At 70.9% G+C, this 22069-nt stretch carries 24 protein-coding genes; 13 read left to right on the forward strand and 11 right to left on the reverse strand.

Annotation, left to right across the window (positions count from 1 at the left end):
- Positions 1–74: 74 nt before the first annotated feature.
- Positions 75–521: a MarR family winged helix-turn-helix transcriptional regulator gene (locus tag QRN27_RS10015; RefSeq protein WP_285042118.1), complete on the forward strand. Its 447-nt coding sequence runs from the start codon at positions 75–77 to the stop codon at positions 519–521.
- Positions 522–538: 17 nt separating this feature from the next.
- Here the strand turns inward: QRN27_RS10015 and QRN27_RS10020 are convergent, their stop codons facing one another.
- The 5 genes from QRN27_RS10020 to QRN27_RS10040 form a co-directional block, all read right to left on the reverse strand.
- Positions 539–1669: an epoxide hydrolase family protein gene (locus QRN27_RS10020; protein WP_285042119.1), complete on the reverse strand. Its 1131-nt coding sequence runs from the start codon at positions 1667–1669 to the stop codon at positions 539–541.
- Positions 1670–1753: 84 nt separating this feature from the next.
- Positions 1754–2290 (reverse strand): GNAT family N-acetyltransferase, encoded by a 537-nt coding sequence (locus tag QRN27_RS10025; protein ID WP_285042120.1) that lies wholly within the window; start codon positions 2288–2290, stop codon positions 1754–1756.
- 58 nt (positions 2291–2348) lie between these two features.
- A complete protein-coding gene (locus tag QRN27_RS10030; RefSeq protein WP_285042121.1) occupies positions 2349–3317 on the reverse strand; it encodes an NAD-dependent epimerase/dehydratase family protein in 969 nt (322 codons plus the stop codon).
- Complete coding sequence (locus tag QRN27_RS10035; protein ID WP_285042481.1) at positions 3314–5950, reverse strand: alpha/beta fold hydrolase; 2637 nt, start codon at positions 5948–5950, stop codon at positions 3314–3316. Before QRN27_RS10035 ends, QRN27_RS10030 begins: the two co-directional genes overlap by 4 nt.
- 35 nt (positions 5951–5985) lie before the next feature.
- Positions 5986–6972, reverse strand: a complete 987-nt coding sequence (locus QRN27_RS10040; protein ID WP_255515293.1) for a 3-oxoacyl-ACP synthase III — start codon at positions 6970–6972, stop codon at positions 5986–5988.
- A 228-nt stretch (positions 6973–7200) separates the two neighbouring features.
- On the opposite strand from QRN27_RS10040, the gene QRN27_RS10045 reads away from it, so the two are divergent.
- The 3 genes from QRN27_RS10045 (at position 7201) to QRN27_RS10055 (ending at position 10025) form a co-directional block, all read left to right on the forward strand.
- Positions 7201–8274, forward strand: coding sequence for an ankyrin repeat domain-containing protein (locus tag QRN27_RS10045; protein WP_285042122.1), 1074 nt, complete (start codon positions 7201–7203; stop codon positions 8272–8274).
- A gap of 82 nt (positions 8275–8356) precedes the next feature.
- Positions 8357–9583, forward strand: coding sequence for a pyridoxal phosphate-dependent aminotransferase (locus QRN27_RS10050; RefSeq protein ID WP_285042123.1), 1227 nt, complete (start codon positions 8357–8359; stop codon positions 9581–9583).
- Positions 9584–9593: 10 nt separating this feature from the next.
- Positions 9594–10025 (forward strand): hypothetical protein, encoded by a 432-nt coding sequence (locus QRN27_RS10055; protein WP_285042124.1) that lies wholly within the window; start codon positions 9594–9596, stop codon positions 10023–10025.
- Here the strand turns inward: QRN27_RS10055 and QRN27_RS10060 are convergent.
- Positions 10022–10672, reverse strand: a complete 651-nt coding sequence (locus QRN27_RS10060) for a YitT family protein (protein WP_194668645.1) — start codon at positions 10670–10672, stop codon at positions 10022–10024. The genes QRN27_RS10055 and QRN27_RS10060 overlap by 4 nt on opposite strands.
- A 92-nt stretch (positions 10673–10764) precedes the next feature.
- Between QRN27_RS10060 and QRN27_RS10065 the strand changes: the two genes are divergently transcribed.
- A complete protein-coding gene (locus tag QRN27_RS10065; RefSeq protein WP_285042125.1) occupies positions 10765–11256 on the forward strand; it encodes an Lrp/AsnC family transcriptional regulator in 492 nt (163 codons plus the stop codon).
- Positions 11257–11295: 39 nt separating this feature from the next.
- Here the strand turns inward: QRN27_RS10065 and QRN27_RS10070 are convergent, their stop codons facing one another.
- Complete coding sequence (locus QRN27_RS10070; protein ID WP_285042126.1) at positions 11296–12531, reverse strand: MFS transporter; 1236 nt, start codon at positions 12529–12531, stop codon at positions 11296–11298.
- Between the two features lie 82 nt (positions 12532–12613).
- On the opposite strand from QRN27_RS10070, the gene QRN27_RS10075 reads away from it, so the two are divergent.
- Both QRN27_RS10075 and QRN27_RS10080 read left to right on the forward strand, forming a co-directional pair.
- Complete coding sequence (locus QRN27_RS10075; protein ID WP_285042127.1) at positions 12614–12928, forward strand: ArsR/SmtB family transcription factor; 315 nt, start codon at positions 12614–12616, stop codon at positions 12926–12928.
- Positions 12929–13025: 97 nt separating this feature from the next.
- Entirely contained in the window at positions 13026–13343 is a 318-nt protein-coding gene (locus tag QRN27_RS10080; protein WP_285042128.1) for a DUF7882 family protein, read from the forward strand.
- A gap of 255 nt (positions 13344–13598) precedes the next feature.
- Here QRN27_RS10080 and QRN27_RS10085 read toward each other — a convergent pair whose 3' ends face one another.
- A complete protein-coding gene (locus tag QRN27_RS10085; RefSeq protein ID WP_285042129.1) occupies positions 13599–14123 on the reverse strand; it encodes a MarR family winged helix-turn-helix transcriptional regulator in 525 nt (174 codons plus the stop codon).
- Between the two features lie 131 nt (positions 14124–14254).
- On the opposite strand from QRN27_RS10085, the gene QRN27_RS10090 reads away from it, so the two are divergent.
- The 4 genes from QRN27_RS10090 to QRN27_RS10105 are packed head-to-tail and all read left to right on the forward strand — an operon-like array spanning position 14255 to position 16083.
- A complete protein-coding gene (locus tag QRN27_RS10090; RefSeq protein ID WP_285042130.1) occupies positions 14255–14557 on the forward strand; it encodes a hypothetical protein in 303 nt (100 codons plus the stop codon).
- Between the two features lie 7 nt (positions 14558–14564).
- Positions 14565–15116, forward strand: a complete 552-nt coding sequence (locus QRN27_RS10095) for an RNA polymerase sigma factor (protein WP_285042131.1) — start codon at positions 14565–14567, stop codon at positions 15114–15116.
- Positions 15113–15733 carry an Asp23/Gls24 family envelope stress response protein gene (locus tag QRN27_RS10100; RefSeq protein ID WP_285042132.1) on the forward strand — a complete coding sequence of 207 codons (621 nt, stop codon included), beginning with the start codon at positions 15113–15115 and terminating at the stop codon, positions 15731–15733. The genes QRN27_RS10095 and QRN27_RS10100 overlap by 4 nt, the downstream gene beginning before the upstream one ends.
- A complete protein-coding gene (locus tag QRN27_RS10105) occupies positions 15733–16083 on the forward strand; it encodes a hypothetical protein (RefSeq protein WP_285042133.1) in 351 nt (116 codons plus the stop codon). Before QRN27_RS10100 ends, QRN27_RS10105 begins: the two co-directional genes overlap by 1 nt.
- Positions 16084–16089: 6 nt before the next feature.
- Here QRN27_RS10105 and QRN27_RS10110 read toward each other — a convergent pair whose 3' ends face one another.
- Positions 16090–17028: a DMT family transporter gene (locus QRN27_RS10110; protein ID WP_285042134.1), complete on the reverse strand. Its 939-nt coding sequence runs from the start codon at positions 17026–17028 to the stop codon at positions 16090–16092.
- A 72-nt stretch (positions 17029–17100) separates the two neighbouring features.
- Between QRN27_RS10110 and QRN27_RS10115 the strand changes: the two genes are divergently transcribed.
- Together QRN27_RS10115 and QRN27_RS10120 are read left to right on the forward strand one after the other, a co-directional pair.
- Entirely contained in the window at positions 17101–18027 is a 927-nt protein-coding gene (locus tag QRN27_RS10115) for a LysR family transcriptional regulator (protein WP_285042135.1), read from the forward strand.
- Positions 18028–18117: 90 nt separating this feature from the next.
- Positions 18118–19299, forward strand: a complete 1182-nt coding sequence (locus tag QRN27_RS10120; protein WP_285042136.1) for an alcohol dehydrogenase catalytic domain-containing protein — start codon at positions 18118–18120, stop codon at positions 19297–19299.
- A gap of 84 nt (positions 19300–19383) precedes the next feature.
- Here the strand turns inward: QRN27_RS10120 and QRN27_RS10125 are convergent, their stop codons facing one another.
- Positions 19384–20820: a glucose-6-phosphate dehydrogenase gene (locus tag QRN27_RS10125; RefSeq protein ID WP_285042137.1), complete on the reverse strand. Its 1437-nt coding sequence runs from the start codon at positions 20818–20820 to the stop codon at positions 19384–19386.
- Between the two features lie 171 nt (positions 20821–20991).
- Complete coding sequence (locus QRN27_RS10130) at positions 20992–22005, reverse strand: LacI family DNA-binding transcriptional regulator (RefSeq protein ID WP_285042138.1); 1014 nt, start codon at positions 22003–22005, stop codon at positions 20992–20994.
- Between the last annotated feature and the right edge of the window lie 64 nt (positions 22006–22069).

A 22069-nucleotide genomic window follows, 5' to 3' on the forward strand; every position in this document is an offset into this window, starting at 1 on the left:
TTCCTGTTCTCGTGGTGGCGGCCGAAGCGGCATGTCAGTTACCTGACACCATCAGCCTATGTCAGAATACTGACATGAGTCAAGACGGGATCGAACTGGACACCTCGCTCGGGTATCTCCTGAAGGAGGCGTCGAGCGCGCTCCGCTCCGCGATGGAGGCGGTCCTGCGCCCACTCGGCATGACGATCACGCACTACTCGTGCCTGGAACTCCTCGCCCAGCGGCCCGGCCTGTCCAACTCGGAGCTCGCCCGCGGCGCCTTCGTGACCCGGCAGTCGATGAACGTCCTCCTGCAGGCGCTCGAACGGGACGGCTTCGTCAGCCGCCCGGAGCAGGCGCCTGTCGGGAAAGCCCTGCCCACGCAGCTCACCCCGCTCGGCCGTGAGCACCTGGGGCGGGCGACGGCAGCGGTCCGCTCGGTGGAGGTGCGGATGCTGCAGGGGCTGACCCCGGACGAGCAGCAGGCGGCGCTCACCATCCTGCGCAGCATGATCCGTTCACTTCGCGACGCGGACGCCTGAGGACCCGCCCCGGCCGGTCAGTCGTCGAGCAGAGTCACCACGAACGCTTCGATCCGGTCGGCCACCTCGACCGGCACCTGCCAGGCGGTGAAGTGGGCTCCCTCGTCCAGCTCGGTCCAACTGCGGATGTCGGTGTACGTCCGCGCCGCGTAGGAGCGCGGAAGCCCACGCTCTCCGGTCTGCACGGCGACGGCGACGGGCACCTCGATCAGCGGCAGTTCCGGCTGTTTCGGGTGGTCGCGGTAGGGGCGGAACGAGGACCCGATGCTCTGCGTGAACCAGTACAAGGACACGGTCGTCAGCAGCTCGTCGTCCGTCCACCACGCGCCGTCGCCAGCCCAGGCGAGGAGCTTCTCGATCATCCAGGCGGCAAGCCCGACGGGTGAGTCGTTGAGCGCTGCGGCGAGGATCTCGGGTCGGGTCGCCTGGACGCGCGCGTAGGCGAGCCCACGTGCCCACTCCTGATCGTGGCGGTCGAGCCACTCCTGCTCGGCCACCGAAAGGTCGTGCGCCCGGGACGCCGCAGGGAACGCGGCGTGCGTCGCGAACTGCCCGATGACCGCCTCCGGGTGCAGTGCGGCGAGCCAGTCGCTCGTCGTCGATCCGACATCCTCGCCGTACGTGAGATACCGCGCGTGGCCGAGCACCTCGGTCATGAGCCCCTGCATGAGCTCGGCGACCACCGGGCCCGTGAACGGGCGGTCGGCGGTGAGGGGCGCGGAGAACCCGTATCCGGGGAGCGACGGGACGACCACCTCGAAGCCGAGCACCCGGCCACCGCCGAGGTCGACGACCCGGCCGGCGAGCGCCGTCGCGAGCGGCAGCATCTCGACGAACGAGTAGGGCCACCCGTGGAACACGATGAATGGGACCGTCTCCGTGGCCCCCTCCGCCGCGGGCAGCCGCGCGACGTGGAGTCGCTGGCCATCGACCTCCGCCTCGAACTGCGGGACGGCCTCCAGCTCACGCTCCACCCGCCGCCAGTCGAAGCCGTCGCGCCAGTGGTCGACGAGCGCCCGCAGTCGATCGAGCGGCAGCGCGCTCTCCTCCGCTGCGTCGCCGATCGCACCCGGCAGGCGGGCCCCCTCGAGTCGCCGCCGCAGCTCGTCGAGGTCGGCATCGGGCACCTGGATCCGGAACGAACGCATGCGCTCGAACGTAGAGCACACCTCCGACAGGGTGAGCGACGTCGCCGTCATACGTCTCGCGGCGTTGCGACCGACAGACGGCCTCTACACCGGCATCGCGAGGCGATCGCCGCTCGGTCCCGGGTCCGTCGCCAGGCGAGCGTGCAGCTCGACGTCGAACCGCTCTTCGCCGTACACGAGCTTCTGGCGCTCGACACCCTCGACGAGGAATCCACACCTGGTCGCGACCGCACAGGACGCCGGGTTGTTGACCCGGTGCCCCAGCTCCAAGCGGAACAGCCCGTCTGTGAAGGCCCACTCGGCGACGGCGTCGACCGCTCGCGTTGCGAGACCTCGACCCCGGGCGTCGCCGCTCAACCAGTAGGACAGCCATCCAGTGGCATGCCGACGCTCGATCGCGGACAGACCGACGTTGCCCACCACTACGCCGTCGCTGACGATCGCCCAGTTGCGGCGGGTGTCGGACGGTTGCAGCACCTGCGAGATAAACCGGGCGGCAGCGTCGACGTCCGACAGGTCCGCTCCGCCGAACTGCGGGCCCAGGTCTGGGTTCTCGACGAACGCGGCGCGCAGGAAGGGCGCGTCCGTCGACTTCCAGGGGCGCAAGAGCGAGTCGACCATGCGCACAGTCTGGCAGCAGCATGCCGTCAGGTGAGCGTGCCGTCTCCGGCGTCCGTCGTCAGGCGCGGTAGTGGGCGGCCAGGTGTTCGAGACCCTCGTCGATCGAGACCGCCGGCGTCCAGTGGAGGGCCTCGCGGGTGTCGCGCTGGTCGAACCAGTGCGCGGTCGAGAGCTGCTCCGCGAGGAACCGCGTCATCGGCGGCTCGTCCGCACCCGGACGGATGCTCCAGAGACGCTCGACCAGGCCGCCGGCCGCGCGAGCGATGCCAGCCGGGACGCTGAAGGACGGCGGCTTCACGCCGGCGGCACGGCAGATGCCCGCGAGCAACTCGCCGACCGGCCGGGGCTCCCCGTTCGTCACGACGAACGCCCGCCCGTGCGCCGTCTCGGCGTGCTCGTGTGCCGCTGCGACGGCCGACGCCGCGTTCGCGACGTAGGTGCTGTCGATGAGGGCCGTCCCGTCGTCGAGCAACGGCAGCCGTCCGCGACGCGCGCGGTCGACGATGCGCTCGACGAGCTGCGGGTCGCCGGGACCCCAGACGAGGTGCGGCCGCACGACGACGACCGCGAAGCCGCGACGATCGCGCTCGAGGGCGAGCAACTCACCCTGCGCCTTCGTCCGCGCGTACTCGCCACGCGCAGCCCCGGGGTCGGCCGGTTCCGCGCCGACGCCCACGAGTGCCGAACCGCCGTGGGCGACGGACGGCGAGGAGATGTGGACGAACCGCGACACCCCAGCCGTCTCCGCGGCATCGAGGACGACTTCGGTCCCGCCGACGTTCACCTGTTCGAACTCCGCCGGGTCACCGGCCAACGACACCTTGGCTGCCAGGTGGACGACCGCGTCGACACCCTGCATCGCCCGACCGACCGCGGCAGCATCGGTGATCGATCCGCGGACCTCCTCGACGCCGTCGAGCCTGGCCGGACCGCGCTGCAACACCCGGACATGGTGGCCACCGCGCAGCAGTTCCACGGCGACCTCGCGACCGAGCATGCCGCTCGCACCGGTGACGAGGACGGTCACGGCGCGCTCAGTCGTTCGCCGGCCAGGACGCGGTCGGCCCACTCGGAGAGCCTCGTGCGGTCGATCTTCGAGTTGTGTCGGATGTCCGTCGGCAGCTCCGGCACCACGAAGACGGCGACGAGCGGCTGCGGTGAAGCCGCCCGCACCTCGGCCGCGAGCGCGGCGTCTGCGAGCCGAACCCGCTTCGAACCGGGGGTCGTCTCCACGATCGCGACGCACTGCCGGAGGCCGTCCGGGCCGACACCGACGACCGCGGCACGACGCACGAGCGGCACCGTCTCGATCGCTTGCTCCGGTCCGACCGGTGCGACCGGCCCGTCCTGCGTGGTGATGACGTGCGGCAGGCGGCCTTCGATCCACAGACGCCCGTCGGCGTCGAGGTGCCCGACATCGCCCGTGCGGTGCCACCGGCCGTCCTCGGCGACGTCGCGCACGGCGGCGCGGTCGGTCAGCCAGAGGCGGTCGTACTGCGACTTGAGGTGCGCCGCCGAGATGATGACCTCACCGAGGCGGTCCGCGTCCTGCGTCAGCTCGCCCGTCGCCCGGCCTGCCGCGTCGAGCGGGCTGATACGCACGTCGACACCGCCGATCGGCGTCCCGACGCACACACCCGTGTGCTCGGAGTCGTCGCCGGGCAGCGTGTCGAGCGTGATGTCGGAGACGAGGAGGCACTCGGTCATGCCGTAGACGGCGTGCGCCGACGCGTTCGGGAGCACTCCGACGAGCGCGGTGAGCAACTGGCGGCTGACCGGTGCGCCCGTCGAGAGCACCGTGCGGACGCCCTGCAGGGCCCGACGATCGGCGTCGTCGAGTTCGCCGGCCGTCGCCACGACGTTGAGGATGGCCGCCGGTGAGAGGAACACGATGTCGGCGTCCGCCTCGGCCACGGCGGCGGCGACCGCACGGGCCGTGAGCGTGCGCGGGGCCGAGATGTCCATCTCGGGCGTCGAGGAACGGGCACCGAGCGCCGGGCCGAGGAGCGCGAACGGAGCGAACCCGGTGACGAGGCCGGACTCGGCGGTGATTCCGAAGTGGGCGGAGAGGACGTCCCTGAGGGACGACAGCTGCGCGTGCGAGTACCGGACCCCCTTCGCCGGGCCGGTCGAACCCGAGGTGTACAGGATCGCGGCGAGGTCGTCCGGGCCGGGCTCCGACGGGAGCGCAGGAGCCGCGCTCTCGTCGAGGAGGTCCTTGAGACTGTGCGAGACGCCGAGGGCGGCCGCGGTCGCGCCGGGGAGTCGCGCTGCCGAGATCTTCACCCCGGGCCAACCGAGTGCACGAGCGGCGGCGAGCCCCTTCGTCTCTCCGATGACGTAGGCGGGCCATGCGCCACGGACGGCCTGCGACAGCCCACGGACACCGAGCCCGGCGTCCGCGACGACCACGACCGCGCCGATGCGCAGGCAGGCGTAGATGACGGCGGTGAGTGTGGCACCCGGCGTCACGAGCAATGACACGCGGTCGCCGCGGCGGACGCCGATGCGGTGGAGGCCTGCGGCGAGGCGGGTCACGCGGTCGTCGAGCTGGCGCCAGCTGACGCGACGTGCGGAGCCGGCGCCACGCTGTTCCACGATGGCGTCGGCGTCGTCTGCACTGCGCTCGTCGAGTCGTCGCCAGAGCGGTTCGAAGGCGGCGTCGGCCGCCGGAGCGTCGGCGAGGACGGCCGCCTCGGCCGTGGTCGCCTGACCCTGCGGGAGGTGCTCGTCGAGCCAGGACAGCAGCGACTCGGCGACCGGGGCGTCCTCGATGACGAGGTGGCCGGCACCGGCGAAGCGGTGCACCTGGGCGTGAGGCAGGCGGTCGGCGAGGTCGTCGAGGTACCGGTCGCTGAAGATCGGGTCGCGTGGGCCCCACAGCATGAGGGCCGGGACGCGGAGCTCGGCGACGTCGGCGGCGAGCCGCTCCAGGCGGGGGAAGCTGACGTGCTCGGGCGTCGCCGGGATGTCGGCGACGAACGCGCCGATCCCGCGGCGCCGAGCCGGAGCCGAGTACGGGCTGCGATAGGCGTCACGGACGTCGCCGGCGAGCGGCGGAGCGGCGAGCGCCAGGGTGGTGTCCAGGAACGCGGTGGTCTGGACGGATCCGGCACCGAGCATGCCGCGAGCTCCGGCGAGCCGCAGCGGTGCAGGGATGGGCGTGCCGTCCGGGTGGTGCACGGCCGTGTTGAGGAGCATCGATCCGATGAGGAGGTCGGGGTGCTCGGTGGCCCACCCGAGCGAGATGACGCCGCCCCAGTCGTGGCCGAGGGTGACGACGGGGCCGGTGAGCCCGAGCGCCTCGGTGAAGGCGGCGAGGTCGGCGATCCGCTGTTCCAGGGTCCGCGTGAGCTCGGTGCGCTCCGACCAACCCATCTCGATCTGGTCGACGGCGACGACGCGCCAGGCTGTGCCGCCCTCGCGGGCCTGCTCCACGGACTGCGTGACGAGCGAGCGCCACAGGTACGACCAGGTCGGGTTGCCGTGGACGGCGAGGATGGTGCCGACGGGTTCGACTCCGGCTTCGGCGAGCGCCTCGGCGGTGTCGAGGTAGTGCCAGTTGCGCGTGGTGCCCTCGTCCGCGAGCCGGCCGGGCACGTCGATGCGGTGCGAGTACCGGGCGGGGAGTCCGGGGAGCCCTGCGGCGCGGACGCCCATGGTGCGGAGCCCGATGTTGGCGGCGACGGTGCCCGCTACCACGCGAGTTCCATGAGGCCGGTGTTCAACCCCGAGCCGACGCCCATGAGCAGGACGCGGTCGCCCTTGGTGAGGGTCGATTGCTGGTCGGCGAGCGTGATCGGGATCGACGCGGGGCCGACGTTGCCGAGGTAGGGGTAGGTGACGGGCACGCGGCTGCGGTCGAGCGACGCAGCCTTCACCATGGAGTCGGTGTGGATGGACGAAACCTGGTGGGTGATGTAGCGGTCCATCTTCGACCAGCGCCACTCGTCGCCGGCGGCTTCCTTCCACGCCGACACGACGAGGTCGAGGCCGCCCTTGAGGAGAGCGCGTGCGTCGGTGAACATGCCGTCGACGCTGCCGACGCACAGGTGGTTGAACTCGGTCGCGGCGCGGGTGACGCCACCGAGGATGCGGTGACCCTCGGGGTGGCGGTCGGCCGGGCCGATGACGGCGGCTGCCGCCCCCGAGCCGAGCGTGAGTGAGGCGAACTCGCTCATGAAGTCGTCGCGGTCGATCGTGCTGCCGCTCAGCCGTTCGATCGTGTTGGCGTGGACCTCGCTCGCGTCTTCACCGTTGACGATGAGCGCGTACTCGATCTGTCCGGACTGGATCATCGCGGCGGCCATCGTCATGCCGGTGACGAACCCGAGGCACGCGTTGGCGATGTCGAAGTTGATGGCGGAGCTCGGGAGCCCGAGGCCGTCGTGGATGCGCACGGCGACGGACGGTTCGAGGTGCTGCCGCGTGACCGAGGTGTTGATCATGAGACCGATCTGCGACGGCGAGACACCGGCCTCGGCGAGCGCGCGGCGACCGGCGGACACCGTGGCGTCGTCCGAGTTCTCACCGGGTCCCCAGTGTCGTCGCTCGACAACGCCGGCGACGCGTCGCAGGATGCCCTTCGGGAGCCGCGCGCGTTTCATCGCGGCGGCGAGGCCCTCTTCGATCTCCACCGAGGTCACCACTGCGGACGGCAGCGTGCTCGCCACCGACAACATGGCCACATTGTCGAATCGGGTAGTTGCGTTTCCGGTCACGATTCCTCCGTGCCTCTGACCAGGCAGTCTTGACCGCCAGCGTCTGACGGTACTCCTCTACCCTGAACGTGGACGAATCGTGTCCCCGACGTTGACAGCGGAGGTCCAGCCGGACAGCGCGCGGGGCGTCCGCCTAGGCTGGTGGCCGCGGCGCATTCCGCAGGTGCCGCCTGATCGGAGGATGTCCCGATGGTGGTCCGCCCTTACTGGTTGAAGCGCGCGAGCATCGAGGACTTCGAGGCGGCCTACGACCCCGAGACCTGGCCCACGTACACCGATCCGACCGGTCTGCCGCTGTTGGCCGAGGCGATGTCCAACCGGGATCCGGCGACGCGCGCGTTCATCGCCGGGCGACTCCTCGACGATGGCGCGGACGCGACGGTCATCCTCGCCGAGGGGTACACCCTGCTCCACGTTCTGCTGGCGCAGCGCGCCAGGGATCCCGAGCTCGACCCTCCCCTCGTGCGTCGCCTCATCGCTGCCGGTGCCGACCCGAATCGTCCCGCCGGACGACACCAGCGCCGCCCGGTGGAGGAGGTCGACCACCCGAAGCTGTCCGCTGAGGAGCTCGAACCCTACTATCGGGCGTTCTTCGACCAGGCGGGCCTTGAGCTCCTCGCGCCAGACCCGCACGGGCGGTCGGTGCTCGACCGCGCTCGCTCGAGTCGCTTCCGGCGGCCGCAGCTGTTCGACCTGGTGACGGCGTATCTGGACGCAGCCGGACTCGCTCCCAGCGGCGAGGCCCTGACCCGTACGGCGACCTGGCAGAACCTCGACGAGATCCGCGCCGTCTACACGCCCGGACTCGCCACCGCCGTCGATGAGAACGGTGACAGTCTGCTCCACGCTGTGCTGCGCAACCCGGATCTCACCGTCCGCTCCGTGCTCGTTCCGCAGCTGCTGGCCGACGGCGCCGACGTCACCCTGCGCACCGCCGGGGGTGACAGCGTCCTCCACCTCGCACTCGACCCCTCCGGTGCGCGGGAGGCCGAACAGGACGCCCGGGTGCTCGACGCACTCATCACCGCGGGTGCGGACGTCAACGCGGCGTCACCCGCGAACGGCGTTCCGTTCACCGCGCTCGCCGGCCAGGGCAACTTCCCCGAGAGCCGACTCGAACCGTTGTACAACGTGCTCCTCGCTGCGCCCGGCCTCGACCCGGCCGTCGTCCTCGACGACGGCCGCACCGCGCTCGACGTCGTCCGCGCGGCACGTCCTCCTCGTCCGGTACTCCTCGCCCGCCTTGAGGCCCTGGCCGTCTGACACCGGAAGCCGGCGACCGGAGGAGCCGCGATCCCGCAATCGGCACTGCCGCGGGCTCGACCCGCCGCAGTAGCCTGTGGGGATGACCACCCGCCGCACCCTCGACCAGTCCTCCAAGCTGAAAAGCGTCCTCTACGAGATCCGGGGGAAGGCCCTCGTCGAGGCCGTGCGTCTCGAGGCCGACGGACACCGCATCCTCAAGCTCAACACCGGCAACCCCGCCATCTTCGACTTCGAGGCGCCGCACCAGATCGTCCGCGACATGATCGCGGCGCTCCCCCACTCCCACGGGTACAGCGACAGCCGCGGCATCCTCTCCGCCCGGCAGGCCGTCACCTACCGCTACGAGGAGATGGAAGGCTTCCCGCGGGTCGACCCCGAGTGGGTGTTCCTCGGCAACGGCGTCTCCGAGCTCATCACGATGACGATGCAGGCGCTCCTCGACGACGGCGACGAGGTCCTCATCCCGGCACCCGACTACCCGCTCTGGACGGCGATGACGAGCCTCGCCGGTGGCACCCCGGTGCACTACCGCTGCGACGAGGAAGCCGACTGGGCGCCGGACATCGAGGACATCCGCTCCAAGATCACGCCGAACACCAAGGCGATCGTCATCATCAACCCGAACAACCCCACGGGCGCGGTGTACTCCCGCGAGGTGCTGGAGCAGATCGCCGGGATCGCGCGCGAGCACGGGCTGCTGCTGCTCGCCGACGAGATCTACGACCGCATCCTGTACGAGGACGCCGTCCACATCCCGATGGCGACGGTCGCTCCGGATCTGCTCTGCCTCACCTTCAACGGCCTGTCGAAGACGTACCGGGTCGCCGGCTACCGTTCGGGCTGGCTCGTCATCACCGGGCCGCGCGACCACGCGAGCGGCTTCCTCGAGGGCATCACCCTCTTGGCGTCCACGCGCCTCTGCCCGAACGTACCCGCGCAACACGCGGTGCAGGCGGCGCTCTCCGGGGTGCAGTCGATCGACGCCCTGATCGCGCCGAGCGGCCGCCTTCTCGAGCAGCGCGACGCCACCTGGACCGGTCTCAACTCGATCCCCGGCGTCTCCTGCACCAAGCCGATGGGCGCGCTGTACGCGTTCCCGCGCCTCGATCCCGAGGTCCACGAGATCCACGACGATGCCCAACTCGTCCACGACCTGCTGGTGGCGGAGCACATCCTGCTGGTTCAGGGCACGGGCTTCAACTGGCCGGACCCCGACCACCTGCGCGTCGTCACCCTGCCGGAGGAACGCGTCCTCACCGACGCGATCGAGCGACTCGGCAACTTCCTGTCCTCCTACAAGCAGTAGAGACCGGACGATGGCTGCGCAGCTCACGAGTCCGCAGGCGATCGAGGTGAGTCTCGACGGCGCGCTGCACGACGCTTCACTGAGTTGGCGGTGCGTCGGGCATCTCGATTACGTCGTGAACCTGTCGTCCGCGGCCTTCGAACCGATCGAGGTGCACGCGGAGGACGCGTTCGAGGCGCTCTGCCTCATCCGCGAGACGCTGGAGCCGCAGGGGTGGCGCATCGGCGTGGCCGGCGCCCAACCGGGCGTGTGGCCGAGCGGCATGGCCCGCGACCAGGGCGGCGGCCTCGTCGCCTACCGGCTGACGGCGGCAGGAGTCGGCGGAACCGTCCCCACGTTCGAACCGGTCGACCCGGCGACGGTCACGACGGTGCGGGCGCAGCAGGCGGAGGCGCAACGACGCCTCGGCGGCAGCGTCCGCCACCAGCCGGCCGCGGGCTAGACGCCGAGATACCGGCCCGGACGGTGGTTGAGCGCGAGGATCAGGTTCAGGAGCACCGCACCGAGCGCGGAGACGAGGACGTTGAGGGGCGGCACGGCGACGAGTGACACGAGCACGACGACGGTGTCGACGGCCATGAGCACGTAGCCGGCACGGAGGCCGAAGCGGTCCTGCAGGATGAGCGCGACGATGTTGAACCCGCCGAGGCTCGCGCGATGCCGGAACAGGATGAGGATGCCGACGCCACAGAGCACGTTGCCGACGACGGCCGCGTAGAACGGGTCGAGGTGCGCGACCGGCAGGAACAGCGGGTGCACGCCGGACAGCACGGAGACGAGCACGATCGCGCCACCGCTCCGCAACGTGAAGACCCACCCCTTGCCGCGGATGGCGAGCAGGAAGAACGGCAGGTTGATCGCGATGAACAGCACCGGGAACGGCACGGGCGCGAGGTAGCTGACGAGCAACGAGAGCCCCGCCGTCCCACCCGTGACCGCTGAGCCGGCCTTGAGGATGAACAGCCCGAACGACACGACCGTCACGCCGACGAGCAACCCGAGGATGTCCTCGACCACACCGTGTCGGACGGGAGACGGTGCTGGCGTCTGCTGAGCGGCGGGCGGCGCGCTCGGCTGCGGAGTGGTCATTCCGCCAACGATGCGACAGCCCGGGCTCCTGCGCAACACGACTAGAGTGCAGTGGGCTTCCTGCTCAGTCGAACACCAGAAGGGTGATCATCATGCTTCATGCCGTGACCGTCGACCAGCTCGATGCCCGCATCCTGAACCAGCTGGACACCGACCCGACGATGACCGCCCTCGCTCTGTCGCGCGAACTCGGTGTGGCGAGGAACACCGTCCACGCCCGCCTGCGGCGACTGGAGACGAGCGGTGCACTCGCCGCGCCCAGCCGACGCGTACGGCTGTCGGCACTCGGCTACCCGCTCACCGCCTTCATCGAGATCTCCATCCGGCAGGACCTCGCGACCGAGGCCTATGCGGCGCTCGAGTCGATTCCGGAGATCGTGGAGGTGCACGCGACCACCGGTGACGCCGATCTCTTCGCGAAGGTCGTCGCGCGCGACACGGAGGACCTGCACCGCATCGCCGGCGTGCTGCTCGCCGCACCGGGGGTGGTCCGGACGAACACGAAGGTTTCCCTCATCGAGGTGATCCCCTACCGCCCGTCGAGCCTCCTCGCCCGACTGGTCGAGGAACCGTCAGCGCGCTGAAGCCGTCAGCGCGCTGAATCCGTCCGCGCGCTGAATCCGTCAGCGCCCCGATCGGGCGCGCACCACGGCGGCCGTGCCCGCGGCGATCGCGACGACCGTCCCGTAGCCGAGGACCGTGGCGTGGAGCCCGATCGCCGATGCGAGGAGCCCCGCGATGACGGCCGGGACCCCGAAGGACAGGTAGGCGACGATGTAGAGCGCGGCGAACAGCTCGGCTCGTTCGTCGGCCGGCGCGAGCGGGACGAGTGACGCGATCGTGCCCATGAACGCGGTCCCGAAGCCGGTCCCGGCGATCACGACGGCGACCACCGCGATCGGGAGCGAGCCGAGCAGGAGGGCGACGAGCAGGACGATCGTGCCCACGGAGAGCGCGGTGGCACCGTAGACGGCTGCGACGACCGGTCGGCGTCGGTGCAGGACCGCGGCGGCGACGGCACCGGCGGCCGGCAGGAGGCCGATGAGGAGCGCCCCTCCGAGCTGGCCGTCCACCCCGAGTTCGGTGTGCATGATGCTCGGCCCGAGGGACAGGAAGAGCCCGCCGGTCGCCCAGCCGCCGAGGACGATCGGGATGCTGACGACGAAGAGCCGCCTGGCCTCGGCGGGCACCGCGGCGCGAGGTCGGACGGCCCGCGCCCACCCGGGAGCGAGGGCCGAGGTCTCCGGGACGAGCCGGATGAGCCCGGCGATGAGCACGTAGGCGACCGCCAGCGGCAGGAAGGTCCAGCTCGACGCATCGGCGACCGTCTGCAGGAGGACGCCCGCGAGGATGGTGCCGGCGGCGAGGCCGATCATGGGAGCGATGGCGTTCAACAGGGTCGCTGCTCGCGGGCGGCCGGGCGGCGCGAGGTCGATGATGGTCGCCGACAGGGTGGACAGGAGCGCACCGCTCGCCAGCCCCTGCAGGATACGGGCGAGGTAGAGCAGCGAGCCGGAGTCGACGTGCCAGAGGAGCAGCATGCTCCCGGCGAGGACGATGAACCCGACGGTGATGACCGGGCGGCGGCCGACGTGGTCGGAGAGGGAACCGATCGTCAGCAGGGCGATGAGGAGCGCGAGGGCGTAGACCGAGAACGCGATGGTGACGCCGATCGGACCGATACCCAGTCGCTCCTGGAGCTCCGGGTAGAACGGCGACGGCGCACTGGCACCGGCGAGCATGAGCGTGCTGCCGAGCCCCGCGAGTATGAAGCCGAAGCGGCGGCGGGGTAGCGCGGGCGCGCCGACGGCAGAGGTGGGCACTGGTCGGGTCGGGGGTGACGGGGTCGTCGTGTACACGGGGCGCTGTCCTTCGGTTCCAAAAAAGTCGAACGGTTGGACGATACGCGCTTCTCGACGATTGTTCAACTATTATCGAACCATGCCAGCCGCCGCCGACCTCGCACACCCCGACCGCGAAGCGATCGAGTTGCCGGCCGTCCTCTTCGCCCTGAGCGACCCGGATCGACTCGAGATGGTGCGCCAGCTCCGGGACGGCCCCATGGACGCGGCGAACTGCACGGCCCTCGACCCGACGATCCCGAAGTCGACCAAGTCCCACCTCATGAAGGTGCTGCGCGAGGCCGGCATCATCCGGAACGAACCCAACGGCCGCCGTCGGACCCTCACCCTGCGGCGTGACGATCTCGACACGCGGTTCCCAGGCCTCCTCGACGCCGTCCTCGACGCGGACTGATCGGACCCTCCCGAAGAAGGTGCCCACCTCACTTCGGGGAAACTGTCAGAATTGGCGGGCGGGGAGGCCCGCTCACACGACGACTCCGAGGGGGAACATGGGAACGCTGCGCTACGGGAACGAAGCCTTGGAGCTCGAGGATCGGACGCTCGCCCACGTGCAGATGGTCGTCGTCTCCAAACTCCGCAAGGGCGAGGCGTTCCTGCTGTCCTGGACCATCGACCCGGCTCACGGCTCCGGCCGGTACGCGATCTGGATCGAGACCGGCGTGCCCATCGTGTTCCGGTTCACAGGTTCCCGACCGGTGGCCCTCAACCGCGCGTGGCTGCAGGCCATGCTCGACCGCACCTACACGCCGGCAGGCCTCGAGCTGATGCCCGAGGGCGACTACCCGGAGACCTCCGGCGACCACTAAGTCGGCCGGGCGGACACGACTGCGGGTAGCACAGCGGCTCGGGCGGTTCAAGCATCAGCTGCCCGACAGGCGCTCGATTACCATCGAGACCATCGAAGGTCGGGGACTTCTGAGAGTCGGCTCGAGCGGTGCCTGGAGGGCCCGCAGCGCGTAGTCGAAATCGTCGAAGACATTCGGAGGCGGGTCGCACGGATCAGACCGTGCGGCCCGCCTCGTACATCCCACCGCCGATGCGGCGGCCGGTCGGGGCGCCGATCAGTGCTGCGCTTCGGCGACGTCCTCCGGCGACCGGTCGATCGAGTCGACGGCCTCGCGCATGCGGTCGAGGAAGTCGACGATGCCGGCCGCGATCTCGGGCTCGATCCCGGTGGTCGCCTCCATCATGCGGTGATGCATGTGGCTGAGCGTCTTGCGGACCTCTGCGTCGGCGAAATCGGTGGTCGAGACGGTCACGCGGCGACGATCGGTCTCGCTCGGCCGGCGGACCACGTGGCCCGCCGCCTCCAAGCGGTCGAGCATGACGGTGACCGATGAGGTCTTGATGCCGAGGTAGGCACCGAGATCCGTGGGGCTGACGAGGCGCTGCTCCTGCTTGGCGCGCAGCATGAAGCGCAGGGCCAGCAGGTCGTTCTCACCCATGTGCATCTCGTCGCGGGTGCGGCGACGCATGGCGGCCTCTGCAGCGCGGTACAGACGCATGGCTTCGAGCATGCGGCGACCGCGCTCGTGCTCGTCCTGTTCGTACCAGTAGTGCTGCGCTGCAACGGCTTGGGCGTTCATGGAATCCAACAGTAGTCGTTCTCGTAACGAGAACGTCTAGCGGAGTCCTGATCGTGATGTCAAGCGGGGTACATGCAGACGCATGGATCGCTAGATTCTCTAACAATACTTACCTTGAGCAAGGAGCAGTCATGAGCACGGTGCTGGAGCGCGGCGCGACGACCACGGTCGCTTGGGCCGAGCCGGACGCGACCCTCTGGGTCGCCTCGATCGACGGCGAGTACGCCGGGATGGTCGAGTTCCGGGACGGCCGCTTCGTGGCCGCCTCGAGCACCGGGAAGGACCTCGGGATCTTCGTCTCCCTGCTCCGCGCGAAGGAAGCGGTGGAGAACGGTCCGTCGAAGTCGCTCCCCTTTCCGTACGTGGCCACGGTCGCCGCGTCCGCGCTCGTGTCCGCCACCGCCGTCGCCTTCACCGCGTTCGCCGTCCTCTGACCCTTCCGTGAAGCGCTCACTCGAGCTCCTCCCGGACGGCATCCTCGCCGAGCGCGCGGCCGACGGAGACGTCGCCGCCTTCGAGGTCATCGTGTTCCGACACGGCTCCCTCCTGCGTGCGTACGCCGTGCGCGTGCTCGGGGACCGGTCCGAGGCGGAGGACGTCGTCCAGGACGTCCTCATCCAGGCCTGGGGGCAGTTGGACCGACTGAACGACCCGAACGCCGTGAAGTCCTGGCTCATGCGCATGGTCTCCAACCGCGCGATCGACCGCCTCCGACGCCGACGCGAACACAGCGACATCGAGGATTGGAATGCCCCGGCACCGTCCCATCAGTCGCCGGAACGCGTCGTCGAGGTGCGCATGCAGATGAGCGCCCTCGCCGCGGTCCTCGACGCCCTCCCCGCGATGCAGCGCGAATGCTGGATGCTCAAGGAGACGGGCGGCCTCTCCTACGTGGAGATCGCCGAGTCGCTGGGCGTGCCGGCGTCGACGGTCCGTGGGCAGCTCGCCCGGGCCAGACAGACCGTCCTGCGCGAGATGGAGGTGTGGCGATGAACGACGACGTCGACCCCGAGGCGACCCTCGACGGTCTCGACGGCGCGGACCTCGACGGACACACGATCGACGAGCTCTCCGAGTACCTCGACCGCGGCCGCGAACCGCGCGATCCGAGCATCGAGGACTCCCCCGGCTGCCAGCTCGCCTTGGACGCCCTGCTCCGGCTCCGCACCCAGACCTGGGCGCTCCTCAAGTCGGAAGCCGCGACCCACTCCGAGCACGACCGGTCCTGGATGCATGCCGTGCTGCAGAACATCTCGCTCGAGGCGCACGCCGGTCGCGACATCCCGCTGAGACACCCGGATCCCGAGGTGCGGCTGCACCTGACCGAGGGCTCGGTCCGCACCCTGATCCGCGGGGTCGGCGACGACGTCGGGGGCGCGATCATCGGACGCGTCCGCCTCGACGGCGACGTGACCGTCCTCGACGCCCCGGTCACGGTCGCGATCACCGCCTCGGCGGCGTTCGGCAACAACCTGGAGCAGCTGTCGCAGCGGATCCGCGATCGCGTCACCGCGGAACTCGCGATCCACACCGAGCTCAACGTCACCGCCGTCGACGTCACCATCATCGACATCCACACGCAGCGCCTCATGCGGCCGGAGGACTCCTGATGGACACCGAGGTGGAGCTCTCACGCCTGCTGACCACCGCCGTCGCGGCGACGCCGGGCGTGACCGCCGTGTACGCGTCAGGGTCGCCGATCCGTGCCGTGCTGCGCGTCGCCGCCGAGGCGTTCGGCCGAGAGGACGAACCCGCGAAGGTGGCCGTCACGCGCGGAGACGACGGCGTGGTGGTTGGTGTGACGATCGGCGTGACCGATGGGGCACCCGTCCCGGCGACCATGCGGCTCGTCGGCGACGCGGTCCGCGCGGTCCTGCTCGAGCGCGACGACGCGGCCACGATCACCGGGATCGACGTGCGGGTGTGCCGGATCGAAGAGGGCGTCGACACCGCACCGTGAGCGCGCTCAGACCGGCGCCGGCTCCTGCTGCGACGGCGGTGCGGTACCGACCGTGCGCTGCCGGTGACGCCGCTCGATGGCCTGGCCCGCATAGCTGGCGACGATGATGAGGGCTGCTCCCAACGCCCCGAGCGGACCGATCGCCTCGCCCGCGACGAGCACCCCGACGAGGAGCGCCCAGACGGGTTCCGTCCCCATGAGGATGCTCGCCCGGGACGCCGAGGTCCGGCGGACGGCCCAGAGCTGGACGACGAACGCGAACACGGAGCACAGCAGGCCGAGGAACAGCACGTCGACCCAGCCGCGGGTGTCGAGGCGGGAGACCGCCGTCGCGAGCCCGCCACCGGCGAGGAGCGTGAAGACTCCGGCGCAGACGATCATCTGGACGAGGACCACGCCGAGGGTGCTGTCCCGACGACCGCGCGTCAGGTGGGCGCTCGACGTCACGTGGACGGCGCGGACGACCGCGGCGGCGATCACGAGCGCGTCGCCCGCGGTGGGTGCCCGGAGACCGCCGTCGGAGACGAGCAGGGCCACCCCGACCACGGCGGCGACCGCCGCCACGAAGTAGGAGCGCGGCAGCCAGGATCGTGAGGCGACGCCGTCGAGGACGGGGGTCATGACGAGCGCGAGACTGATGAGCAGACCGGCGTTGGTCGCGGACGTCAGGTGCACGCCCCAGGTCTCGAGGCCGATGATCGCGGCCTGCGAGCAGCCGAGTCCAGCCGCGATGAGCAACCCGCGGCCGCGCGGCAACCGTTCCCGGCGCACGAGACAGATGAGTCCGACCGCGATCACCGCGACGAGGAAGCGCAGGGCCACGGCGGACGGCACCCCCGTGACGGCCGCGAGGTCCTTGGCCGCGAGGAAGCTCGCGCCCCAGACGGCCGCGACACCGACGAGCAGGATGTCGACGAGGAGTTCAGCGGGTGCGCGGCGGGCCATGCCGCTACTCTCCAGGAGACGGACCCGGTAGAACAACCACCAGTGTCTGGATCGACGATGAAGGAGACGCGTATGGACCCGGCCCGACTCCGACTCCTCCGCGAACTGGGTGACCGCGGCAGTGTGGTCGCCGTCGCCCAAGCGCTCCACGTGAGCCCCTCCGCCGTGTCGCAGCAGCTCGCCGCCCTGCAGGCGACCCTGCCGGTGCCGCTCACGGAGAAACGTGGCCGGCGGCTCGTGCTCACCGAGGCCGGTGAGGCCCTCGCCGTCGCAGCCGCGCGGGTGGAGGAGGCGCTCGCGGAGGCGAGGGAGGCCGTCGACTCCTTCCTCCAGCACGAGCAGCGCCCGGTCAGTGTGTCCGCGTTCCACAGCGCCGGGCTCGCGCTCTTCGGCCCACTGCTGACCGCGGTCGGGGCAACGGGAAGCACGGGACCGGTCGGCCCCGTCCCGCGCCTCCTGCTCGCCGACGCCGACGTCGCCCAGGACCGCTTCGCCAGTCTCACCGCCGACTACGACCTCGTCATCGCCCACCGCCTCCCCCACGAACCGGCCTGGCCGCTCGACCGGCTGGTCGTGACCCCGCTGCTCGTCGAGCCGCTCGACATCGCCATGCACGAGGCGCACCCGCTCGCCGCGCAGCCGGAGGTCCGTCCGGAGGATCTTCGCGACGAACGCTGGATCTCCACGCACGAGGGCTTCCCGCTCGCCGGGGTGCTGCACCACCTCGGCGCCATGAGCGGGCAGGCGCCACGGATCGACCACCGCATCAACGAGTTCTCCGTCGCCGCCCAGGTGGTCCGCACCGGCGCCGCGATCGCGGTCATGCCCCGGACGACCGCCGCACCCCTGGCGGTCGACGGCATGGTCCTGCGCCCGGTCGCCGGGGCCGTCCTCGTCCGTCACGTCGACGTCCTCGCGCGACCTGAGGCGATGGCGCGGTCCACCGTCCGGACCGTGCTCGCCGCACTCCTGCGGGTGGCGGCCGACGCGGCCAGCTGACCTCGTATCAGCCCTCCGCCGAGACGTCCACCCCCCGGTGCCCACGCCTCGGGAGGCGCAGGGTGGAAGGACAACGACGAAGGAGCATCCATGCGCGCACTCACCTATCAGGGTCGCCGTTCGGTGTCGGTCGAGACCGTCCCGGACCCCGCGATCACCGCCCCGACCGATGCGATCATCCGCGTCACCTCGGCAGCCATCTGCGGCTCCGACCTCCACCTCTACGAACTCTTCGGCCCGTTCCTCGACCGCGGTGACGTCCTCGGCCACGAGACCATGGGCGTCGTCGAGGCCGTGGGCTCCGAGGTCACCCGGGTGGCCGTCGGCGACCGCGTGGTCATCCCGTTCACCATCGCCTGCGGCGAATGCTTCATGTGTCGCAACGGCCTGCAGTCGCAGTGCGAGACCACCCAGGTGACCGAGCACGGCAGCGGTGCATCGCTGTACGGCTACACGAAGCTCTACGGCCAGGTGCCCGGTGGGCAGGCCGAGTTCCTGCAGGTCCGGCTCGCCGACGCCAACTGCATCGTCGTCGGACGCGAGCTGCCCGACGAGTCCTACCTGTACCTGAGCGACATCCTCCCGACGGCCTGGCAGGGCGTCGAGTACGCCGAGGTGCCGGAGGGCGGCTCGATCACCGTGCTCGGCCTCGGTCCCGTCGGCCAGCTGGCCGCCCGCATCGCCAAGCACCGCGGCCTCGAGGTCTTCGCCGTCGACCCGGTCCCCGAGCGTCGTGCGCTCGCCGAACAACACGGCATCCGGGCCCTCGACCTCTCCGACGACCTCGTCGCGGAACTCCGTGACGCCACCGGCGGACGCGGTCCCGACGGCGTCGTCGACGCCGTCGGTATGGAGGCACACGGTTCGCCGGTCGCCGCCGCCGCGCAGACCGCGGTCGGACTGCTCCCCGACGCCGTCGCCCGCCCGGCCATGGAGCACGCGGGCATCGACCGCCTCGCGGCCCTGCACACGGCACTCGACCTCGTCCGCCGTGGCGGTGTCGTGTCGCTCAGCGGTGTCTACGCCGGTGAGGCGGACATCATGCCGATGAAGTCGATGTTCGACAAGCAGGTGTCGCTCCGGATGGGGCAGTGCAACGTCGCCCGCTGGATCCCGACGCTCCTGCCGCTCGTCGAGGACAGCGCCGACCCGCTCGGCGTCCTCGACCTCGCGACGCACCGGGTGCCGCTCGACGAGGCCCCCGCCATGTACGAGACGTTCCAGAAGAAGGAGGACGGCTGCATCAAGGTCGTCCTGAAGCCCTCGGCGTAACGACTCGCTGCACGAGAACGACCCGCGCCGATCACTCGGCGCGGGTCGTTTCGTGTCAGGCGGTCAGCCCTCCGGCAGCAAGCGTCACCAGTCGCTCGGACCGGGGCTCCCCGCCTCGTACTCCTCGAGCGTCGTCTCGCCGGCTGCCCACGCGTTCACCACGGGGGTGACGATGCGCCAGCACTGCTCGGCGATGTCGCCGCGGACCGAGAGCAGGGTGTTCTCCTGCAGCAGGCCGGCGAGGACCTGCGCGTAGGCGCTGAGGGTCGCCGCCCCCGGGTCTGCCTCCAGCTCGACCCGGCGCAGCCCGTCCACGTCGTCGGCGCCGGTGACGATGAGGTCCAGGTGCACCGCGCCACCTTTGAGCGACATGCGGAGCACGGTGTCGGACGGCCCGTCGGGAGCGTCCAGGCCGGTCGGCACCGCGGAACGACGGAAGTGCACGGCGACCTCACGACGCGGGTCACCGATGCCCTTGCCGGAGCGCAGGACGAACGGCACGCCCTGCCAGCGCGGGGTGTCGACCTGCAGGAGGATCTGCGCGAGCGTCTCCGTGTCGCGCGAGGGGTCTACGTCGGGCTCGTCCACGTAGGAGGGGAAGAAGCGCTCGCCCACCCGGCCCTCGGTGTAGCGGGCGCGACGGGCGGTCGACGGGTCGTCCTTCCAGAGGCGCACCGCCCCGAGGACCTCGGCGATGCGGTCGTGGACGTCCGTCGGCGTCACCGCGTCGGGCCGCTCCATCGCCGTGAGCGCGAGCACCATGAGGAGGTGGCTCTGCAGCATGTCGCGCAGCGCTCCCGTCTGGTCGTAGAACTTGGCGCGCCCCTCGAGACCGAGCTCCTCGTCGTAGAAGATCTCAACCTTCTCGATCTGCTCCGCGTTCCAGCCCGCCTCCAGCAGCCGGTTGCCGAAGCGCAGGCCGAGCATCCCGAGGACGGTCGAGTTGCCGAGGAAGTGGTCGATCCGCCACAGGCGCTCCTCGGGCACGACGTCGGCGAGCGCCGCGTTGAGCGCCTGCGCGTCCGCGAGGTCGTCACCGAACGGCTTCTCGATGGCGATGAGGAGGTCGTCGGGCAGGTCGATCTGTGCGAGGGCCTCGGCGACCTTGCGTCCGGCCGAGGGCGGCAGGGCGATGTAGAGGATCGGCGAACCGGTGCAGGCGTCGAGGAGGGCCCGGAGTTCGTCCGGGTCGGAGGCGTCGGTCGGGATGAACTCGGTGGTCGACACGAGCGCGTCGACGGTCCGGTCACCGATGCCGGCGTCTTCCAGGCTCGTCCGCACGGTGGCCCGCCACTCCTCGTTCGACTGCGGCGTGCGGGCGGCTCCGATGATCTGCAGGGAGATGCCGCGCGCGGCGTCGACGACCTCGCCGAGGCCGGGGATCAGGAGCCGCTTCGCCAGGTCGCCGTTGGCGCCGAGGATCGCGATGGTGCGCTTCGTGGGTTCGAGGGACTCCGCATCGGGGATGCCGGGCTGGTCGTCGGGATCGGGCTGATTGGTGGTCTCGGACTGATCGCTCATGCTCCCATCCTCACCGAACCGGCTGCGAGACGCTCGGGGTTGCGGTGGCCCGGGCCCCCGGTCACTGAGCCTGTCGAAGGGCACGCCGGTCCCTGAAGCTTGCGCCCCGGTCCCTGAGCTTGCACTCCGGTCCCTGAGCTTGCACTCCGGTCCCTGAGCTTGTCGAAGGGCTCACGCCGAGTCGCGGACCACGAGTTCCGTCGGGAGGGTGATCGCCGCAGGGCGCTCGCCCTCGATGACCTGCAGCAGCAACCGCACCATCTCGGCGCTGATCCGCTCGAACGGCTGCCGCATGGTCGTCAGCGCCGGCTCGGTGCCGAGCGCGATGCTCGAGTCGTCGAACCCGCCGACGGCGACGTCCTCGGGGACCCGCTTCCCGGCGGCGTGCAGGGCGTCGATCGCGCCGGCGGCCATGCGGTCGTTGGCGACGAACACGGCGTCGATCGTGGGGTCGGCCGCCAGCAGCTCGCGCATCGCGGCCTCGCCGCTCGCCCGTCCGTAGTCGCCGTGCCGCACGAGCCGTTCGTCGAACGCCTCGCCGAGTTCCAGCCGGTAGCCCTCCAGCCGGGTCACCCCGCCCGGGGTGTCGGCCGGGCCGGCGACGGTCGCGATGCGCTCGCGACCGAGGCTCCGCAGGTGCGCCACCATCTCGCGCGCCCCCTCGAGGTCGTCGGCGGCCACGTAGCCGAGGCGCTTCTGGAAGCCCAGCGGGATGCCACAGGCGATCGCCGGCACCTTCGAGTCGACGATGTCGCTGATGAGTCGCTGCCCGCTGTGCGCCGACACCAGCAGCACGCCGTCGACGTGCCCGGCCTCGATGTAGGCGAGGGCCCGCTCCTGCTCGGCCGCACTGCCCGCCATGATGAGCACGAGCGACAGCTGCCGTTCGGCGAGCGCCTGGGCGGCCCCCGTCAGCAGCATGGAGAAGTTGGGGTCCTCGAAGAGCAGTTGGTGGTCCTCGGTGAGGAGGAACGCGACGGAGCCCGTGCGGTTCGTGGCGAGGCTGCGGGCGTGGGGGTTGACCCGGTACCCGGTCTTGCGGATGGCCGCGTCGACCGCCGCCTTCGCGTCCTGGCTCACCCACCGGCCGCCGTTCAGCACCCGCGAGACGGTGCCCCGGGAGACGCCGGCGGCCTCCGCGACGTCGTCGATCGTCGGGCGCCGACGGGACGGGACGGTGGTCATCCCGTCAGCCTAGTGCGGGGGCGTTCCGCGGTCCGATGGGCGTTGCACCGCATGCCACCGTGCC

Source organism: Plantibacter sp. LMC-P-059a (assembly GCF_030209505.1).
Taxonomy (GTDB): Bacteria; Actinomycetota; Actinomycetes; order Actinomycetales; family Microbacteriaceae; genus Plantibacter.

Coding starts and splice junctions, on each gene's coding strand:
- QRN27_RS10015 (WP_285042118.1), top strand. CDS start 75: ATGAGTCAAGACGGGATCGAACTGGACACCTCGCTCGGGTATCTCCTG.
- QRN27_RS10020 (WP_285042119.1), bottom strand. CDS start 1,669: ATGCGTTCGTTCCGGATCCAGGTGCCCGATGCCGACCTCGACGAGCTG.
- QRN27_RS10025 (WP_285042120.1), bottom strand. CDS start 2,290: ATGGTCGACTCGCTCTTGCGCCCCTGGAAGTCGACGGACGCGCCCTTC.
- QRN27_RS10035 (WP_285042481.1), bottom strand. CDS start 5,950: ATGGGCGTCCGCGCCGCAGGGCTCCCCGGACTCCCCGCCCGGTACTCG.
- QRN27_RS10040 (WP_255515293.1), bottom strand. CDS start 6,972: ATGTTGTCGGTGGCGAGCACGCTGCCGTCCGCAGTGGTGACCTCGGTG.
- QRN27_RS10045 (WP_285042122.1), top strand. CDS start 7,201: ATGGTGGTCCGCCCTTACTGGTTGAAGCGCGCGAGCATCGAGGACTTC.
- QRN27_RS10050 (WP_285042123.1), top strand. CDS start 8,357: ATGACCACCCGCCGCACCCTCGACCAGTCCTCCAAGCTGAAAAGCGTC.
- QRN27_RS10055 (WP_285042124.1), top strand. CDS start 9,594: ATGGCTGCGCAGCTCACGAGTCCGCAGGCGATCGAGGTGAGTCTCGAC.
- QRN27_RS10060 (WP_194668645.1), bottom strand. CDS start 10,672: ATGACCACTCCGCAGCCGAGCGCGCCGCCCGCCGCTCAGCAGACGCCA.
- QRN27_RS10065 (WP_285042125.1), top strand. CDS start 10,765: ATGCTTCATGCCGTGACCGTCGACCAGCTCGATGCCCGCATCCTGAAC.
- QRN27_RS10075 (WP_285042127.1), top strand. CDS start 12,614: ATGCCAGCCGCCGCCGACCTCGCACACCCCGACCGCGAAGCGATCGAG.
- QRN27_RS10080 (WP_285042128.1), top strand. CDS start 13,026: ATGGGAACGCTGCGCTACGGGAACGAAGCCTTGGAGCTCGAGGATCGG.
- QRN27_RS10085 (WP_285042129.1), bottom strand. CDS start 14,123: ATGAACGCCCAAGCCGTTGCAGCGCAGCACTACTGGTACGAACAGGAC.
- QRN27_RS10090 (WP_285042130.1), top strand. CDS start 14,255: ATGAGCACGGTGCTGGAGCGCGGCGCGACGACCACGGTCGCTTGGGCC.
- QRN27_RS10100 (WP_285042132.1), top strand. CDS start 15,113: ATGAACGACGACGTCGACCCCGAGGCGACCCTCGACGGTCTCGACGGC.
- QRN27_RS10105 (WP_285042133.1), top strand. CDS start 15,733: ATGGACACCGAGGTGGAGCTCTCACGCCTGCTGACCACCGCCGTCGCG.
- QRN27_RS10110 (WP_285042134.1), bottom strand. CDS start 17,028: ATGGCCCGCCGCGCACCCGCTGAACTCCTCGTCGACATCCTGCTCGTC.
- QRN27_RS10115 (WP_285042135.1), top strand. CDS start 17,101: ATGGACCCGGCCCGACTCCGACTCCTCCGCGAACTGGGTGACCGCGGC.
- QRN27_RS10120 (WP_285042136.1), top strand. CDS start 18,118: ATGCGCGCACTCACCTATCAGGGTCGCCGTTCGGTGTCGGTCGAGACC.
- QRN27_RS10125 (WP_285042137.1), bottom strand. CDS start 20,820: ATGAGCGATCAGTCCGAGACCACCAATCAGCCCGATCCCGACGACCAG.
- QRN27_RS10130 (WP_285042138.1), bottom strand. CDS start 22,005: ATGACCACCGTCCCGTCCCGTCGGCGCCCGACGATCGACGACGTCGCG.